15 protein-coding genes are annotated in these 18570 nt (G+C 43.9%); 11 read left to right on the top strand and 4 right to left on the bottom strand.

Annotation, left to right across the window (positions count from 1 at the left end):
* Positions 1-183 precede the first annotated feature (183 nt).
* Together MICAI_RS04585 and MICAI_RS04580 are read right to left on the bottom strand one after the other, a co-directional pair.
* Positions 184-1410 carry a glycoside hydrolase family 10 protein gene (locus MICAI_RS04585; protein ID WP_008198434.1) on the bottom strand — a complete coding sequence of 409 codons (1227 nt, stop codon included), beginning with the start codon at positions 1408-1410 and terminating at the stop codon, positions 184-186.
* 140 nt (positions 1411-1550) lie between these two features.
* The gene (locus MICAI_RS04580; RefSeq protein ID WP_008198432.1) at positions 1551-2678 is read right to left on the bottom strand and encodes an ABC transporter permease; all 1128 of its coding nucleotides are present in this window, start codon (positions 2676-2678) and stop codon (positions 1551-1553) included.
* Between the two features lie 84 nt (positions 2679-2762).
* Here MICAI_RS04580 and MICAI_RS04575 point away from each other — a divergent pair, with 84 nt between their 5' ends.
* A complete protein-coding gene (locus MICAI_RS04575; RefSeq protein WP_008198430.1) occupies positions 2763-3692 on the top strand; it encodes a 2OG-Fe(II) oxygenase in 930 nt (309 codons plus the stop codon).
* Between the two features lie 74 nt (positions 3693-3766).
* Here the strand turns inward: MICAI_RS04575 and MICAI_RS04570 are convergent, their stop codons facing one another.
* Entirely contained in the window at positions 3767-5965 is a 2199-nt protein-coding gene (locus MICAI_RS04570) for a transketolase (RefSeq protein WP_008198428.1), read from the bottom strand.
* A 130-nt stretch (positions 5966-6095) separates the two neighbouring features.
* Between MICAI_RS04570 and MICAI_RS04565 the strand changes: the two genes are divergently transcribed.
* The 4 genes from MICAI_RS04565 to MICAI_RS04550 all read left to right on the top strand — a co-directional run bounded on the left by MICAI_RS04565 (position 6096) and on the right by MICAI_RS04550 (position 10145).
* Entirely contained in the window at positions 6096-7595 is a 1500-nt protein-coding gene (locus MICAI_RS04565; RefSeq protein WP_008198426.1) for an SLBB domain-containing protein, read from the top strand.
* 120 nt (positions 7596-7715) lie between these two features.
* Positions 7716-7907, top strand: a complete 192-nt coding sequence (locus tag MICAI_RS04560) for a hypothetical protein (protein ID WP_008198424.1) — start codon at positions 7716-7718, stop codon at positions 7905-7907.
* A gap of 46 nt (positions 7908-7953) precedes the next feature.
* Complete coding sequence (locus tag MICAI_RS04555) at positions 7954-8913, top strand: aldo/keto reductase (protein WP_008198422.1); 960 nt, start codon at positions 7954-7956, stop codon at positions 8911-8913.
* A gap of 656 nt (positions 8914-9569) precedes the next feature.
* Positions 9570-10145, top strand: a complete 576-nt coding sequence (locus tag MICAI_RS04550; protein ID WP_004268100.1) for a hypothetical protein — start codon at positions 9570-9572, stop codon at positions 10143-10145.
* Here the strand turns inward: MICAI_RS04550 and MICAI_RS04545 are convergent.
* Complete coding sequence (locus MICAI_RS04545) at positions 10128-11771, bottom strand: CocE/NonD family hydrolase (protein ID WP_008198418.1); 1644 nt, start codon at positions 11769-11771, stop codon at positions 10128-10130. The two genes, MICAI_RS04550 and MICAI_RS04545, sit on opposite strands and share 18 nt — an antisense overlap.
* Positions 11772-11998: 227 nt before the next feature.
* On the opposite strand from MICAI_RS04545, the gene MICAI_RS04540 reads away from it, so the two are divergent.
* The 6 genes from MICAI_RS04540 to MICAI_RS04515 all read left to right on the top strand — a co-directional run bounded on the left by MICAI_RS04540 (position 11999) and on the right by MICAI_RS04515 (position 18245).
* Positions 11999-12394: a YybH family protein gene (locus MICAI_RS04540; RefSeq protein ID WP_008198415.1), complete on the top strand. Its 396-nt coding sequence runs from the start codon at positions 11999-12001 to the stop codon at positions 12392-12394.
* A gap of 125 nt (positions 12395-12519) precedes the next feature.
* Positions 12520-14214: an ABC-F family ATP-binding cassette domain-containing protein gene (locus MICAI_RS04535; RefSeq protein ID WP_008198413.1), complete on the top strand. Its 1695-nt coding sequence runs from the start codon at positions 12520-12522 to the stop codon at positions 14212-14214.
* Positions 14215-14263: 49 nt separating this feature from the next.
* Positions 14264-14719, top strand: coding sequence for a peroxiredoxin (locus MICAI_RS04530; protein WP_008198411.1), 456 nt, complete (start codon positions 14264-14266; stop codon positions 14717-14719).
* A 492-nt stretch (positions 14720-15211) separates the two neighbouring features.
* Positions 15212-16555, top strand: a complete 1344-nt coding sequence (locus MICAI_RS04525) for a chloride channel protein (RefSeq protein WP_008198409.1) — start codon at positions 15212-15214, stop codon at positions 16553-16555.
* Positions 16556-17044: 489 nt separating this feature from the next.
* On the top strand, positions 17045-17521 hold the full coding sequence (locus MICAI_RS04520) for a YbjN domain-containing protein (RefSeq protein ID WP_008198407.1): 477 nt from the start codon (positions 17045-17047) through the stop codon (positions 17519-17521).
* Positions 17484-18245 (top strand): lipoate--protein ligase family protein, encoded by a 762-nt coding sequence (locus tag MICAI_RS04515; protein ID WP_008198404.1) that lies wholly within the window; start codon positions 17484-17486, stop codon positions 18243-18245. The genes MICAI_RS04520 and MICAI_RS04515 overlap by 38 nt, the downstream gene beginning before the upstream one ends.
* Positions 18246-18570: the final 325 nt, after the last annotated feature.

The raw sequence follows: 18570 nt of genomic DNA, 5'->3' as shown, positions 1-18570 counted from the left end.
GATAAAATCAGAAGTAATGACTAATTTTAGCAGAGAGTTTCCCTTTAAAAATTCCAACTCAGTAGATTGACAAAAATGAGATGCAGCCTTCTCGTCTCTCCCTGCTGCTTTTTCTTAATTTAAAGATAAACTTAAGAAACTATAGCTAGGTTAGGGCAATAATTTCGCTTAAAGTCAGCCATTTTAGCTAGGATTAGCAGACTGGAGTATTTCCCGAAAAATCCTGCGTCGATAGGAAGGAGATTCATTACTCATATTCCATAAAGTTTCGTAGAAAAAGAAAGAAACGCCAAAATTTTCTTGTCTCGATTTTTCCACTTGTTGAGTAATATTAACCATCGGAATCGGACGACCTTTTAAACCAGATAAAATCCCAATAGCTACGGGAATAGATTCTCTAGCTTGCTGTAATTCTGGTTGGGATAATTCCCAGTCAAAGGCGTTCATATCAGTTCGATACACTTGCACTATTAATTCATCAATCAAGTTTTTTTGCTGCCATTTTTGCCAATCTAAAAGATAGGATTCTAGGGAGAAAGTGTAGGGATTAGGAGATAGGGAAATAATTGCTTTAGGTTGCTGCTTTTTAATCGTCTGGGCTAAACTATTCATATAGTCAGTAATTTTATCGGCCCGCCATTGAATCCATGCTTTATCTTGGTAATCTTGCGGTGGTAATGCTCCCGAATGTTCCCTTTGATAGAGTTTAATTGTGGTTTCATCATAGCCAAAATCGGCGGGATAACCAAAATGGTCATCAAACTGAATTCCTTCTATATCGTAGTTAGTAATAATCTCGCTGACTAAATCGGTAATAAAGTTTTGTACTTGCGGATGTAAGGGATTTAACCACACCCGTTGATGCACTTTTCCTTCCCACCAAATTACGCTTTTATCCTGTCTTTGGGTTAACCAATCGGGATGTCGTTTGGCTAATTCTGAATCCGCAGGAGCCATAAAACCAAATTCAAACCAGGGAATAATTCTTAATTTTTTCCGATGACCTTGGCTAATTATTTCCTTTAAAAAGTCGCGATTTTTTAAAGATTCATGGGGATCGATCGCTCGTCCCGTGACTTTTTCTGCTACCTTAGAAGGATAGAGTGTATAACCCCAATTCCAGACCGTGGGATAAATAGTGTTAAAGTTTAAATCGGCTAACCTATCAAGGGCATCTTTTAGGGTTTCTGGGTTAAATAATACCTCACTATCGATATTAGTTAACCAAACTCCACGAATTTCGGGGTTTTCTTGGGTTTGATTGGTGGATTGTGCGGGATAATTAAAGGTTATCGTCATGATACAAGCAAAGATAATTAAAAATATTAACCAGCTTATTTTTCCGTATCTTTGACTATAAATCACCAAACTATCGGCGAAATTATTAAAGGTTTTACTGATTCTATTCATAATGGGAAGTGGGAATTATAAATTATAAATTATGAATTATGAATTGGGGAAAAGGGAGAAGGGAGAAGGGAGAAGGGAGAAGGGAGAATAAATAAAAATAATCTCCTGCCGACCGCCTCCTGACTGCTAAAATAACTAAATTATCTCTCTAAATTGCGAGGATCTAGAGAATCGCGTAAACCATCACCGAGTAAATTAAAAGCTAAAACGGTGAGAATAATTAACAAAGCAGGCGGCCAAATTAACCAGGGTTGTAGAACAATAATTGAGGCATTGGTAGCCAGAGAAAGCATATTTCCCCAACTAGGATCTGGCTGTTGAATTCCCAAACCAATTAAACTTAAAACCGATTCGGCCACGATAAACCCCGGCACGGCTAACGTAGCAGAAATAATGATATAACTGGCAGTTTGGGGCAGCACATGACGCAGAATAATATAAAGGGGTTTTGCTCCCATAGCTTTGGCTGCCTGAATAAATTCCTGTTCTTTCAGGGATAAAACTTGACCGCGAATTACCCGCGCTAATCCCGACCAACTGATAAAAGAAGTAATCAGGACGATTAATAAAAAGCGCTGGGTGCTGGTTAATCCTGCGGGTAAAACGGCCGCTAGGGCCACGAGTAAATATATGCCGGGGATAGTCATTAAAACTTCCACAAAACGCATTAAAATACCATCTAACCAACCGCCAAAATAGCCAGAAATGCCACCGACAAATAAACCGATAGGGAAAGAAATTAAAATCCCGACCAAACCGATAAATAAACTAATTCTGCCTCCGAAAATCAGGCGACTAAAACTATCGCGTCCCGATTCGTCAGTTCCCAATATATTGATTCTACCATCGCCGATCACCCCGAACAGATGGAGATCAAAAGGGATACCGGGGAATAAAGTTACTTCCTGCCATTTTGGCGGTAAAGGTAGGCGAATTTGACCGAAATTATAGGTTTCACCCTGAACAAAGAGACGCAGCGGCAAGGGGTTGTTAAAATCTCTCATTAGCTTCCGCTCACCAGTTTCTATATTAATAGCACTTTGACTGGTGGGATAGACGTGGGGGCCAATCCACTCACCCTTGTTACTTCCCGACTGGGAGCGCCAAAAGATTTCGGTGGGGGGTAGGAGAGACTGACCGGGTTGGGAGGAGTAGGGAGAGTAGGGAGCGACAAAATCCGCCGCCATTACGCTTAAATAGAAGATTAACAGTAAAACTGCTCCCCAACGAGCGAGAGGATTATCTTTGAGTTTGTGCCACCAGTCCATAGGCGATGAGGTCAATAGGAGAGTTAATCTTTATTTTGTCAGTTTGATTGCTACAATTTATCATACCAACAAAAAAGCTGTCTAATGTTTATCAACCCCCTTGTTTATGAGAAATCTCCTGTCTATCGTCAAGATTTTGAGACAGCGCAACCGTTTAAGCATTTGGTCATCGATAATTTTTTAGTTGGGGAGCAAGCGCAAATTTTGCTGGAAAATTTTCCCAGTTTTAATCCGCAAAAAGCCATTAGTGAGCTAGGAAAAGTTGGGGGGAAGGCAGTTAATGAGGATTTAATCGGTTTGGGGGGTGTTTATCAACAGTTTGGCCGCTACGTTCAAGCTCAAGAGTTTTTAGAGTTAATTTCTCAATTAACCGGTATCGATAATTTAATTCCAGACCCTAGTTTTTATGGGGGTGGAACCCATGAAAATTTACACGGTCAAGAATTAGACCCTCACATTGATTTTAACCTCGATGAGCGTCACTGGTATCATCGCCGCTTGAATTTATTAATCTACTTAAATCCCCAATGGCAAGCAGATTGGGGGGGGAATCTAGAGTTACATTCCAATCCTCGTCAACCAGAAGAAAATAAGATTAAATCTTTTGTACCTATCTTTAATCGTTGTCTGATTTTTGAAACCAATGAACATTCATGGCATGGATTCTCTCAGATTAACTTACCAGAAAATCAACGGCATTTATCCAGAAAATCTCTTTCTATCTATCTCTATACCAAAGAACGTCCTATCGAGGAATTATCGCCATCTCATACAACTTTTTACATCCCGCGCCCGCTGCCAGAAAATATTCAACCCCATCAAGTTTTAAGCGCGGAAGATTACCAACAAATTAAAATTTTATTGAAAAGACGGGATGATTTAATTCGTTTTTATCAAGATAGAGAACTGAAAGAATCTCAGGATTTAGTTAGTTTAAAATCCCATATTAAGCGCTATCTATCTCTCCAATACCCTCGCCTATGGCAAATCATTAAAAGTTTGCCTCGTTGGTAAAAGTGACCTGAGAAAAAAATCCCTACTTTCCAATCAGAAAAAGTAGGGAATAACCAAAAAAACTAACTGGGAACTTAACCTAATAACTGGGTAGCACGCACAGTTAAAGCATTGGCAGTTAAGCCATTATAGGCCATAATTTCCCCGGCGCTGGCGGTGGTTTCTCCCCGTTTCCAAGCGAAGACATCCCGAGGCGCATTACTGCGTAACATAATCGGTTCTAACATGGCGCTTGTACCACCGGTTACTCCGATTAAAGCATCACCAGCAAAGAGACTATCAAAACCAGCATCATCGAGGAAATTATTATCCGCTTCCGAGCTAGTTTCACTCATCACATCGCTAGGACGATAGAGACGACGGGGATTAATTACCGAGACAATTTTTACCCCGATTCCCGCCGCTTCTAACTGTTGTGCAGACTCAAAGACGGGTAATAAAGTCATGTCACCAATGACGGCAAAAACGACTTTTTTACTGCCTTCCGATTCGTGGAGAATTACGCCGCCTTTTTCCAAAGCTTGACGAGTTTGCTCAAAGGTGGTTCGCACCGGTAAAGGCGATTTACTAGCGGTGATTGTAATGCCTTTATTGCTGGTTCCTAAAGCCCATTCATAACAGACTTGAATACTGTTAGCATCGCAGGGAAAGAGAGGAAAAATATTACCATTTCGCATCATAGCGGCGAAATAATTTTCAATCTCTGGGCGTTGGTGTGTCCAACCATTACGTCCTTGCTCTAAGGCTCCAGCGGTGAATAAAGTAATAGTAGAAGGGGTAGGACGACGTAATTCGGCCATCGCTTGGGTTACAGTCTGCCAAATCGGTAAACCATTGATAGCAAAAGACTCGTAGGAACACCATAAAGTCCGCGCTCCCAAGAGAGATAAACCCACGGCTAATCCGGCACAGGCATCCTCGCTTAAAGGCTCATAAACTTGACCATTAGGTGCTTGGAAATAGGTATCATCGCTGGTGGGGTGAATAATCTTTAACCCGACGTTAATATTATTAATTCCCGAAGCGGCATTACCATCAGCATTAGTGACAACAAAATTGGGGTCAGCTTTACCCACAGCTACCACTAATTCCCCCATGGCAGTGGTGGCCACTTTTTTATCGCCACCCACAGTATATTCGGTCATCGGTAAGGTTCCTAAATCCAGCAGCGGGAGGACTTTTTCCGTCACCACTGTTTCTGCTGCTGGACCACCTCCAGAGCGCTCGAAATTAGTACGAACAATTGCCCAAGCTTCCGGGGGTAAAGCGCGTTCCTGTAAGGCACTAACGATATAATCTTTTTCTAAAGAATCGCCGGGATAAAGATTATGGGAAGCCGCTCCCCGTTTGTGAACTCCCGCCCCTTTAAGTTGTTTAATAATGATCACCGTTAGTTTACCACCTAGAGCTAATTGGGCGGCTTTATCCGTGGCCATTAACACCGCTTTCATGAACTCTAGACGCTGGTTAAAAGAGAATTTGGTGCTATCTACATATTCCCCATTTTGATTAGCATCATCGAAGTCTTTAGCATTAATGAGAATCACTTCCTCGAAACCATTACCGCGCCAATAGGCTTCCATTTCGGCGTTAGTTTTCAGGGAAACCATGCTATGGTGTTCTTGGGAATAGCCATTCCAGACTAAAATCGGCAAAAAATTAGTAATTTCTGGATAAGCAGTGTGAAAATGACCAAAACTACTCATAATGTAGGGTTCTCCTAAACCACCATCCCCGATAGTCACAGGGAAAAGGGTATTAGGGTGTAATTTGGCCGCCGCCATGGCGAAATGTTGGCCTTGGCCCAGAGGACCGGCCGGCCCAAGAAGTCCGGGGATTTGTCCCGAAAGATGCCCTAAAAGTCCGTGTTTTTCCCGAAAACGTTCTCCCAATTCGGTGACGTTGCTGATGCCCATGGCTTCCAGAGAGCGATCAAGAAAGACGTTACTATAAAAACCAGGGGCATGATGGCCCACTTCGGTGAAAATATTTTTCTGGCCTAACATCATCAAAGAGGCAATCACGTCGGCAGCGCTGGCAAAACCGCCAGGGTGTCCCGATTCTTTGGTAGCGGTGATTTGTAGGGTGAGGTAACGCAAAGCATCGGCTGCTAGGAGGGTTTGATAGATAGCATTTGGGTCATTAGCGTCACTAATAGCGGTTTTTCCCTCAGCAATAGCGGCTTTTCCTGCATATTTATCAAATTCGGGTAAGGAAGCCCCAAAATATTTTATCCCTTGACAAAAATCGGGAATTGTGCTAGTAGCTGTCATAAAATTAATATACCCCTTTACATACAGGCAATCGTTAACACTATCTTACAGTTAGCGGTAACTCTCGATAGATGCGATATTAGAGGGGGTTTCCATAGGCGATCGACTATTTGTGTTACACTGATCGCCAATGTTAACAATAAAATTAATCCTATTGATCATGTTAAATAGCAGCCAATCACAGCATTTAATCAGCAAATCACTGCGTTATCTATTAATTATCGGCACTATTGCCCCTCTAACTTCCTTAGAGGCTCGCTCAGTCCAAGCCACTCCTCCGAGTAGTGCTGCACCCCCTAAAGAAGCGACCGCCCCTATCCCCGCCCAAAGCAAAGATTACACCCTGGGAGAAGGGGATAAAGTGCGCGTCACCATCTACCAAGTGGCGGATTTAAGCGGCGATTTCCTTGTTTTAGCCGATGGAACCCTAACTTTACCTCTGATTGGTAGCGTCAAAGTGGAAGGAATGACCGTCACCGAAGCCGGCCAAACCCTGGCTAAACGTTACACCACCTATCTCAAGCGTCCCGTGGTTACTGTTAGCGTTCTCACCCCCCGGCCCCTGCAAATCGCCATCGCGGGGGAAGTCAATCGCCCAGGTACCTATACAATTAACCCCGAACAAAGCCAAAAAACGCCCCTATTGACCGAAATAATCCGGCAAGCAGGGGGAGTGACTACGGTGGCCGATATTGGTCAAGTTCAAATCCGACGCAACCTCAAGGGACAAGAACAGCTAATACAAGCCAATCTCTGGCAATTAATCCAAAAAGGCGATACAACCCAAGATATTAGCCTCAGAGATGGCGATAGCATCGTTATTCCCACTAAAACGACCCTTAGCGTCGGGGAAGTCAATCAATTGGCCGATGCCAATTTTGGACTAGATAGCGATCGAGAAATTAATGTTACTGTGGTGGGAGAAGTTTATCGTCCGGGGTCCCATCGTATTGTCCCCACTGCCAACAATAACAATAATAATAATAATGACCTAGATCGCGGCGGCACCAGGAAACCGGCCCGACTAACCCAAGCTATCCAACAAGCGGGAGGCATCAAACCCCTCGCCGATATCCGACAGGTGCAAGTGCTGCGTTATACTCGTGACGGTTCCCAGCAGAAAATCCCGGTAGATCTCTGGAGTTTGCTCGATAAAGGTGATATGACCGGCGATATCTTTCTTCAAGAAGGTGATACGGTGATTATCCCCACCGCGACTGAAATCTCGGCCAAGGAATCGGAAACCCTAGCATCGGCCAGTTTTGCCCCTAAAACCATTAACGTGAAAGTGGTCGGGGAGGTGAAAAAACCGGGGATAATTGAAGTTCCTCCCAATACCCCTCTCAATCAGGCAATTTTAACCGCAGGAGACTTTGATAAGCGTCGGGCCAATCAGTCCACAGTGGAATTAATTCGTCTCAATCCTAACGGAACCGTCACCAAAACCTCAATTAACATCGATTTTTCCCAAGGTATCAACGAGAAAACTAACCCGATTCTCCGCAATAATGATGTGGTTGTGGTTCATCGTAGCAATCTGGCCTCTGCCACCGACACCCTCGGCACGGTTTTAAGTCCCTTTACTGGTCTGACAGGCCTCTTCAACGGATTTTTAAATCTTTTCCGTTAAAAAAGTTTACTTTAACCCGATGTCATTGGCTAAGTAATCGAGCTAATAATAGATATAGAAACGGCGAAAAGTCGTGAGCGGTCACGGCTTTTCTGCTCGATAGACTCAGGAAAGAAAACTATGATTTTTCTCCTTACTCTAGCCCTAATCTCCCTGTCGATTAGCTACAATGTTCAAGGCGAAATAATTAGCCTCAGTACCCGCTTATTAGGTCTTTTTTGTGGCTTGTTAAGTTTGTTCTTTACACCCCTAACGGTAAAAGTTTTTATTCTTGTCACCCTAGTCCTCTTCTACTGGGATTTTCAGCCCTAAACCCGACTAAAAACCCGGGCATACCTCACCCATCAAAAAAACTGTTATGCAAAAACGCTATCTCGGTCAGACTAATATAGAAATTACTCCCCTTCTCGTGGGTACTTGGCAAGCAGGAAAAAAGATGTGGGCAGGTATTGAAGATGAGGAAAGTATTAAGGCTATTCGTGCCGCTTTTGAGGCAGGAATTACCACTATAGATACAGCCGAAATCTACGGGGAGGGTCACTCGGAATCCATTGTCGCTCAAGCTTTGACCGATGTGCGAGAACAGGTAATTTATGCCACCAAAGTCTTTGCTAATCACCTCAAATATGAGCAAGTTGTCGCAGCTTGCCACCGCTCTTTAAAAAACCTCCAAACCGATTATATTGATCTTTACCAAATTCATTGGCCTAGTGGCTCATGGAACACGGAAATAGTGCCTATTGCTGAAACTATGTCCGCTCTTAATTATCTGAAAGCACAGGGAAAAATTCGCGCTATCGGGGTTTCCAATTTCTCCCGCTCTCAACTGGAAGAAGCCAGTCAATACGGCAGAATTGAGAGCATTCAACCTCCCTATTCTCTCTTTTGGCGCTCGGTGGAAAAGGAAATTATGCCCTATTGTATAGAAAATAATATTTCTATTCTGGCCTATTCTCCCCTTGCCCAAGGTTTATTAACAGGAAAATTTAGAAACGGTTATCAGTTGGCAGCGGAGGACCATAGAATTAAAAATAAACTCTTTCATGGCGAAAACTTTCAGAGGGTACAAGCGGCTTTAAATCAATTAGAACCGATTGCTGACCGCTATAATTGTTCCCTAGCTCAATTATCTCTTGCTTGGTTAATTAAGCAACCCCAAACTAATGCAATTGCTGGGGTAAGAAATGCCGCTCAGGCAGTTAATAACGCTCAAGCAATGACAATTAATTTAACCCCAGAAGACCTAAAATTAATTGATAATATTGGTAAACAGGTAACTGATTTCTTGGATGATAATCCTGTGCTGTGGGATTTCTAAAAATTATACAGCAGTTATCCTAAGGGTGAAGACAGAAGTTTTGGTGGGTGCATCTCAACATTTGCAGAAATACCGACAATCAGCAATTATCAGTGACTCTTAAATTGGTACAAAAATATGAACAATTGCGTCTAAGCATCCCACCGAAAAACTAATGCGCGGGGGGTTTGGGGGCGGCGCCACGACCCCAACGGGGGGTTTGGGGGGTAGAACCCCCCAAAAGCTTGGATTGAGTGATAAAATCGGAAGTAACGCCCAATTTTAAAAGAGAGTTTCCCTTTAAAAATCCCAACTTAGTAGATTTACGAAAGTGAGATTCAGTTCCTGTTCTTTGATTGTAACTGGCTACTTAGTTGATAATAGGTGGTGCGTTAGTAACGCACCCTACTGGACTGTTTCAGCTAAAATAGGGCAATAGATTTCGGCTTAAAGTCTTAGATTATAGAATTTCTAGCATTTTTCTAATACACCAAATTAGCTGAAACAATCCACTACGTTTTACTTAGGCTACTTAGTTGATAATAGGTGGTGCGTTAGTAACGCACCCTACGTTTTACTTAGTAGATTTACAAAAGTGAGATGCACCCTATTTAATTCTCAGGAAAAAGCCTGTATAATGACAGCTATAGTCCGATTCTTACCGCAGGATTATCCCTATGGCTAAATCCAAAAAACACAATCTGCAATGGATTAAAGAAACCCTCGACTTAAATCCAGATCATAACTGGAAATCTAGTCCGGGTAACAGTATTTTTGTAGCTGGTCGCGGTGCAGTGCGCTTTGAAGTTCCCCAGGATTGGCATTTTGAACCCGATGATAATTCCTTTCGTTTTTTGGATAGAAAACCCCCCGATGATGATTGTCGTTTAGAGGTTTCCTATAATTTACTTCCCCCCGGAGATTGGAAAGAATTACCCCTAAAAGGAATGGTCAAAAAATTAGCTCGTGAAGATAGCCGCAATCCTCACGAAATCGGCGAAGTTATCCAAGAAAAACGCCAAACTGTCCGCATTGTTTGGGTGCAAATTCAATTCATCGACCCCCAAGAAAATCGACCCGCTTATTCGCGCATTGCCGTGGGCATTGGTTCCGGGGTTCAATGTTTAATTACTATGGATTATTGGGTCAATGATGCGGAAAAATTCACCCCCGTCTGGGATACGGTTATCTCCTCCCTGGTCTTAGGTTTATACATTCGCGATCCCCGCAGCGGTTTAGCTTTCCCCGACTAAAGGTAATAGCAATTTTGCAGGAAAATTTCCTTGACAAAAAACCTTAATTGTGATGTGAGAAAAATCGATCGCTCGACTCTGGTGGGGATAGCTGCCGGTCCCCGCATTGACGGGATGTGCAGGAAAGCAAGAGGCACTGAGACTTAAACGCAAGCTATGACCTTGAGGAATAGTGATAAAAGTGGCTTGCATGACAATATTTAGGGGCGATTCGGGATGATTTACCCGTTTATAACCCTGATTGATATTAAAAACCTGACCATCGGGGGTAACTTGAGAAACCACCGCACAGATATCGAAACTAACCGCGTCTGCTTGACAATAACAATCCAGACGGGGACTACCCAAAATAGTTAAATCCTTCTCTAGGGGGGGAGAAGTGTAGGTAATCACATCACTGCGACAGTCTAGCATGGTGCGGTCGAATATTCCCCCCGGTAGGGCGCTATGACCCCCTAAAGATGGGACCGGTCGCCAAGGATCGTGAACGATGGTATCCTCGATCGCAGGTTCTAACAAAATCGCGCTTAATTTCCCCTCATCCTCGCGCAGATTGGCTAAACCTTGACTAGCAAGATAATAAATTTGCTGATTTTCTGCGGGAAACTTCTCCAGATATCGCCATTGATTAGACCCCATTTGAAATAGATACATAGGAGGATTTTTTAATAACTCCGTTTCCTGACCTTTTAAGAAATAATCAAACCATTGCAGCTGCATTTTATCCACAGGACTAATTGCCTCTTGACCATAATCTATCTCTCCTACTTTTCTCCCCCAGGGTAGATGAGTCCAAGCACCAATAATTAGCTGTTGGGGATAGATAGAACGCGCTTGCATTTCTTGGTATAAACTCAAAGTTCCCCGGAGATGAGGATCGAACCAACCTCCGATATGTAACATCGGTAAATCGATATTTTTTAAAAGGTTTTGCGGTGATAATTTTTGCCAATATTCATCGGGAAGATAACGAGTAATCCAATCGTGATAAAAAGAATCAGCAGCTAAATCTTGCAGAATTTGGGGAGAGGCAGCAATAGGATCAAAAAGGGGTAAATTTCGGGAAGCTACCCAGAGTTTTTGATAAGCTGTTTCGTCCCCTTTTAATCTAGCTGTTTCTGCGGCTAATTGTATTGCCCAAGCGAGATTATATTGTAAATTAAATGCTTCATTTTCATAGCCCCAATCTCGATATAAATCGTGAGCGATCATCGCCGGGCAAATAGTTTTTAAAGCAGCATGACCATTGGCAGCCGAATATAATTGGGTCATTCCCTGATAGGAAAAACCATACATTCCCACCACACCCGTATTATTAGGAATAGTTAAAACCCATTCAATAGTTTCTAATCCGTCCCTAATTTCATGGGCAAATAAATTAAATTTTCCCGTCGAGTTTCCCCGTCCTCGGACATCCTGAATTACCACAATATAACCCTGACGTGCATACCAGCTAGGATGAGCATAAACCACCGTAGAAGCGATCGCTTTTCCGTAGGGTTGTCGCATGAGTAAAATGGGCAAAGATTCCCTACTATCGGGACGATAAATATCGGCAACTAAACTAATTCCATCTCTGGTGATGAAACTGACCGTTTCTTTTTTTACGGGGTAGGGATTAAGCATTATTATCTCTGTCAAATAAAAAATAGTGTTGAGTCACTCAATTTAAGATTACTTTCAGTATAGTATATAGCATTTCTTCCGATCAAGAGCTATAATAACTAATATCGGCTATCAGTATTCAGTTTTTCTCCCCCCAACCTGGCCGCCTTCCTGATCTGAGCAGGTTCAATCTGAAAGCGGCTAGGGATTATTCAGTTCAATAAAATTAGCTTAACCTATATTTTCCTATGAATGATTCTTCCGATCAAGAAGCAATTATCGCCACCCATGAGGAATTTTACCGTGCTTTTTCCCAAAAAGATATTAGTAGTATGAGTCGTCTTTGGTGGCAAGGTTCCACCAGTGTCTGTGTTCATCCCGGGGGGCAAATGCTCAGGGGATGGGAGTCAATTCGTGCCTCTTGGCAAGGGATTTTTCTCAATACAGAATTTCTGGAGATAGAGACAGAAATTATTAAGATAGAAGTTGACCAAGCAGTGGCCTATGTTATCGTGGGAGAAACGGTTTTACAGTCAGTACGCGGGAGAAAATTAAAAGCACAATCGATCGCCACCAATCTCTGGCAAAAAATAGCCCAGAAATGGTATTTAGTCTCCCATCACGCTAGTCCAATCATGAGATAGCTTGTCAGTTGATAATTGTTTCCGGCTATTTCCTCGAAAACTTGACAAAGACCAGATTGCGCTTAACTAAATGTTACAATAAGGGCGGACTGCCTCACCGGCCTAGGACTGGAGAAAAATCAGCGATGCTACGACTAGAGAGAATTAGTAAGATTTACCCGACGGGAGAAGTGTTAAAAGATGTCACTTGGGAAGTAAAAACTGGCGATCGCATCGGGTTGGTGGGAGTCAATGGGGCCGGAAAGTCCACCCAACTGAAGATTATTATGGGGGAAGTGGAACCCACCGCCGGGGAGATCATCCGTCCTACCAGTCTCCATATGGGCTATCTTACCCAAGAATTTGAAGTGGACCCCCGTCGGACGGTACGGGAGGAATTTTGGACGGTGTTTCAAGAAGCGAATCAAGTCCACCATCAACTCATCGAAATTCCCCAGCGCATGGAAAAAGCCGATCCCAAAGAATTAGATCGCTTAATTCATCAATTGGATCGCCTACAAAGACAATTTGAAGCGTTAGATGGTTACGGATTAGAAGCGCGCATCGAGAAAATTTTACCGGAAATGGGCTTTACTATTGATGATGGCGATCGCTTAGTAAGTTCCTTTAGTGGTGGTTGGCAAATGCGGATGAGTTTAGGCAAAATTCTCCTACAAACTCCCGATATTTTACTCCTCGATGAACCGACTAACCATTTAGACTTAGAAACCATTGAATGGTTAGAAAAATTCCTCAAGGATTTAACCACTCCCATGGTCATAGTGTCCCACGACCGGGAATTTCTTGATCGTCTCTGTACCAAAATTGTCGAAACTGAAAGGGGAGTTTCTACCACTTATTTAGGTAATTATTCTGCCTACCTACAGCAAAAATACGAACAACAATCTGCTCAGTTAAGCGCCTACGAACGTCAACAAAAAGAACTAGAAAAACAGCAGGCTTTCGTCGATCGGTTCCGGGCTAGTGCCACCCGTAGCACCCAAGCAAAAAGCCGGGAAAAACAATTAGAAAAGGTAGAAAAAATTGAAGCACCAATCGCCGATGTGCGTACCTTAAAATTCCAGTTTCCTCCGGCAGTGCGTAGTGGTCGAGAAGTGGTAACTATTAAAAATCTTGTTCACATTTATGATGATAAAATTCTCTTTTTGGCAGCAAATCTGGAAATAGAAAGGGGCGATCGAGTGGCGTTTTTAGGACCAAATGGTGCAGGGAAATCGACGCTTTTACGTTTAATTGTTGGCTTAGAAACTCCCACAGAAGGCTCGATCGAAATCGGTAAACATAACGTTATTCCTAGTTATTTTGAGCAGAACCAAGCGGAAGCTTTAGACCTAACTAAAACTGTTTTAAATACCATTCATGATGAAGTTCCCGATTGGAAAGATGTGGAAGTTCGCAGTCTTTTAGGGCGATTTTTATTCAGTGGGGAAACGGTATTAAAAAAAGTAGAATCTTTGAGTGGTGGCGAAAAAGCGCGTCTTGCTTTAGCCAAAATGTTACTTGCTCCCGCTAACTTATTAATTCTCGATGAACCCACTAATCACCTCGATATTCCCGCCAAGGAAATGTTAGAATCAGCTTTAAAAGTTTATGAAGGTACGGTTTTAATTGTTTCCCATGATCGTTATTTTATCTCCCAGGTAGCTAACAAAATTGTCGAGATTCGGGAGGGCGAATTAATTGCCTACGCAGGAGATTATCACTATTATCTAGAAAAACTAGACGAAGAAAAACAAAAAGCCGAACAAAAACGCATTGAAGCAGAAAAAGCGGCCAAAGATGCCGCTAAACGCGCTAAACAAAAGGCCAAAAAAGGTTAGAATATAAAGCATCACCCTATCCACAATTATCTATCGATTAATTAATCTTATGGCAGCTATAAAAGTAGGCGATCAAGTTCCCAATTTTTCTCTCCCTTCCCAAACGGGAACAACGGTTAATATCGGCGATTTAATCGGTAAAAAATCCCTAGTAATTTATTTCTATCCCAAAGATGATACTCCGGGTTGTACCGCAGAATCCTGCGCTTTCCGCGATAGTTACGAAGTTTTTACCGATGCGGGTGCGGAAGTTATTGGGATTAGTGCCGATAGTCCCCAATCTCATCAACAATTTGCCCAAAAATATAATCTTCCCTTCACCCTTTTAAGTGATAGCGATAACCGAGTGCGGAAATTATTCGGTGTTCCCTCTACCTTATTCGTCCTCCCCGGACGAGTTACCTATATCATTGATAAAGAGGGAATCGTCAGACATATTTTCGATTCTATGTTAGATTTTAAAGCTCACGTTACCGAATCTTTGAACACGATTAAATCTTTTTAGGTTGATGATTATGCAAGCAATTAAAACATCTATCCCATAATTGGGACAGTTCTGACTTAAAAATAAAATTAATGGTGTGTTAATTTTGACTAACACACCCTCAATCTGCTTTAGTTATTGGCAAAAATGACGGCTGGAAACAGAAGGCTAACATAGGCAAAGCTAACACCCAAAAGTTTGTCGTTATTCCTTATAAACGTCTAATTGAAATGTTAACTTATACTAAATCCGTTGAGTAGTGGTTTCAAGTTACAACATCCTAAGAAAAGCATTCCCAAATCCGTTCAGCTATGGGATAGAGAGGTGCGTAGTTCAGCCAAGGAGAATTAATCTCTCGAAGTAAAAGTGAAGGGAATTTCTCAAATGGAATTCAGTCTGTTTATATTTGACTATACTTTTACTAACTATATAGTAAAGACTTTCAGGGTGTTTTGCTTGACCACTCCAAGGGACTTGCTATAGGAACGATAAAAGTTTAACTTTCTTGGCACGATGCTAAATAACAAACTACAACTTCTGTTAACCAGGGTAGGCACATGGGCTGTTGGCGGCCTGCTCGGAGGTTTGATCGGCTCTCTGGCCGCGGTACTGCTGACTGAGGCGATCAAGCAAACCCTCGATATGGCCTCTGGACTGGATAGCGTTTGGCGACTGCTGCTGCCTCTGGTGGGCGTTACCTTAGCAGTGCTAGTCCTGTTTGGACTGGGTAGGGGGCAACCCGTGCAGACCTTAGCTCCCCGGGGGGCAACTTCCTCTGGCCGCTGGGGTTCTCTGATGGACTGGTACTCCTTCCCCCATGACATTGCTCGCGCCGACCTGACCGGTGACGTGGTGAACGCATCTGGTGCCGAAGAGCGCTTCCCCTGGAATCTAGCCCCCTTGCGCGCCCTGGCCATCCTCTCCACCGTTGGACTGGGTGCGCCCATGGGAACAGAATCACCGGCAGCTCATATTGGCGTGGCGACGGGAACCTGGTTAGGTAGCATAAATCCAGCCCTAGGTCAACTGGTGCGGCCCCTGGCCATCGGTGGCGGTGCGGCCAGTGTTTCTGCTCTGATGGGAATCCCTCTGGTGGGCAGCTTTTTTATGTTTGAGTTGAGTCAGCGACGCCAGGTTCCGATCACCCCGGAGCGGGCAGCGGCGATGTTAGCCGGGGGACTGGTGGGATGGGGAGTCAACGCTGCCTTTAAGCTGCAACTGATCCGGCTGGTCGTGCCGCAGGTTGCCCCGACTGACTTCTGGGATGCGGTGGGTGCCACTTTGTTGATCGGAGTGATCGCCGGCACGATTACAGCCCTCACCGGTGAGGCGATCTACTGGGCCAGAGGCTTGCGGGACAGGCCCGCCACTCGTCTCCTGATCGGTGGCCTGGTGATGCTGTTCTTGGCGATCGTGATCGGACAGGTGGCGACTCCAGCAGCGGCTTTTGGACCAGGGGTGGCCGCTATCCTCTGGGCCGAAAACACTGAAACAACTCCTTACCACCTGTTGGTGGTAGCTCTGCTCCGGGCCGCGGCCACCACCGCTGCCGTTTTAGCCGGGGGCTGTGGCGGCGTGTTTGTCCCTTTTCTGGCGATCGGCGACCTCAGTGGCCGGGTGTTCGCCACCACCTTTGAGATTTCGGGGGATCTGGCCGGTGCGGCGGGGGCAGCGGCCGGTATTGCTGGCGGTTATCGCCTACCTCTGACCGCCATGGCCATGGTGCTGGGGGTGGGTGGACCGGGGGCAGCCCAGCTAACCTGCCTTGCCACAGTGGTGGTGGCTGCCCTTTCGGGATTGGTGGCCGCACGGGCAGCCAATCAACTCTCCAGTTCCCTCCGCGCAATGTTCCGCTAGAAGCCACCCTCAGGGGATTGACCGCGATATCCAGAGGGTGCTGACCCACTCTACCAGATCGGCGATCGCACTAATTGGTCGGCTGCGAAGCGCGAAAGCGTAACGCACCAGTTTAATGATCCATTGGCTGTGTGGGGCGCGGATGGTTAATTTTGCTTTTTTAACACGATTAGTAACCCCCTAACCCATCCTAATAGACTGTTTCAGCTAATTTGGTGTATTAGAAAAATGCTATAAATTCTATAATCTAAGACTTTAAGCCGAAATCTATTGCCCTATTTTAGTTGAAACAGTCCACTACAGGATCGGCTATCAAGTCAGCTGTTGACTCAAATGCTTGATAAAATTTTGAGTAATTGGGGTAAGGGGTCAGGGAAATGGGGAAATTTCAACTAAAACCCTAACACCCTAGTCCCCCAACCCGAATGTCTTTTTTTCTTTTCCCTTGGGTGGGATAAGATTGTGATCGATCGAGTTTAGGGAATTTTTATGACCACGGAAAGTTTAGCGACTTCAGAAGCAATAGAGTCAATGTCCGACCAATTTCTGGCTAGTACAAGCAGTCACAAAGAAATGATTGAAACGGTTATTTCTACTCTGCAGCAGAATGATACTGCTATGGTACAACACGGAGAAAAAGGTTATCTTTGGAAGTTTCAGTATGGTAGCGTTGAGGTGTTTGTGCAGTTAACCGGGGAAAGCGATGATGATTTTCTCACGGTGTGGTCTTCTGTGCTGAAATTGCCTGTTAAGGATGAATTGGGATTAACCCGCAAGTTATTAGCGATGAATTGTGCCGAAACCTTTGAATCTCATTTTGCCATTATGAATGATCAGGTGGTGGTGATTTCTCAGCGTACTGTGGCCGATTTGTCTGCTGGGGAGATTTCCCGAGCAATTACTCTCGTGGCGACGGTAGCAGATAATAATGATGAAATGTTACGAGAATCCTTTGGTGGCAGCTAAAATTTGGCGTTATATCCCTCCAATTATCTTATCGGCAGAGCTACAAATGGCGATCGATTCTTGGTTACTAGAGCAACACCGTTGCGGCCATCATCCCCCGACTCTGCGTTTTTATCAATGGTCGCCCCCGGCCATTTCCTTGGGCTATCATCAACGACAATATCCCGATTTTTGGCGTGATTTGACTTGGCAAGGTCAAAAAATCTCCCTAGTTCGTCGTCCTACCGGTGGACGATCCGTACTACATCAGGGGGATTTGACTTATATGGTGGTAAATTCGGGTATGAAGGGGAATATTAGGGAAGTTTACTGTCAAATCTGTCAATTTTTAATCACAGGCTGGCAAAATCTCGGTTTGGAATTGTCCTACGGTGCTGCTGGCCGGGGATATATCCATTCTGCTAACTGTTTCGCTACGGCTACCGGTGCGGATCTAGTTGATAATTGGGGGCATAAATTTATTGGTAGCGCCCAACTGCAAAGGGGTTCCTCGGTTCTCCAACATGGTTCCATGGTGCTAGATCAAGATAATTCGCTCTTTGAGCAAGTTTTCGCCAGTGCTGCCCCTAAAAAGCTCAATTTAGCCCCAGATTTGACCCTAGAGACCCTTATCGCTACCCTGAAAACCGCCGCCGAGGATTGCTTTGATTGTCAATTGCTAGAACAACCCCTTGAGGATTGGGAATGGCAATCAATTAAAAAAATGAATATAAATACTCATTGACAAAAAAGCTTTTGTGTGCATTTAAAATCAATTATGAGTCAAGTTGTATAGATTTGTAATTTTTTGCTAATAATGAGTAAAGGTAGATAGAGGCCGCAAAGAACCAAAATCTTACCAAACTCGAAATTATTGTCTAGCTTGTGCTAGTTTAAGAAACGTTAATCTTTTACATTTTGTGAGGATTAACAGGCGATCGCAGCTAGGTTAGTCAAGCTAATCCAGTCAATCGAGCGCCCCATCTTATAAGACAATGGGAGTAATCCCAGACTCAAAAAAGTTAAGAAATCTTGCCCTTGATTTCAGTTAAGCAAGAGGAAAAATACCC

The organism is Microcystis sp. T1-4 (assembly GCF_000297435.1).
Lineage (GTDB): Bacteria > Cyanobacteriota > Cyanobacteriia > Cyanobacteriales > Microcystaceae > Microcystis.
Note: the sequence above shows the minus strand (reverse complement) of the source record. Positions and strands in the feature narration are given on the sequence as shown.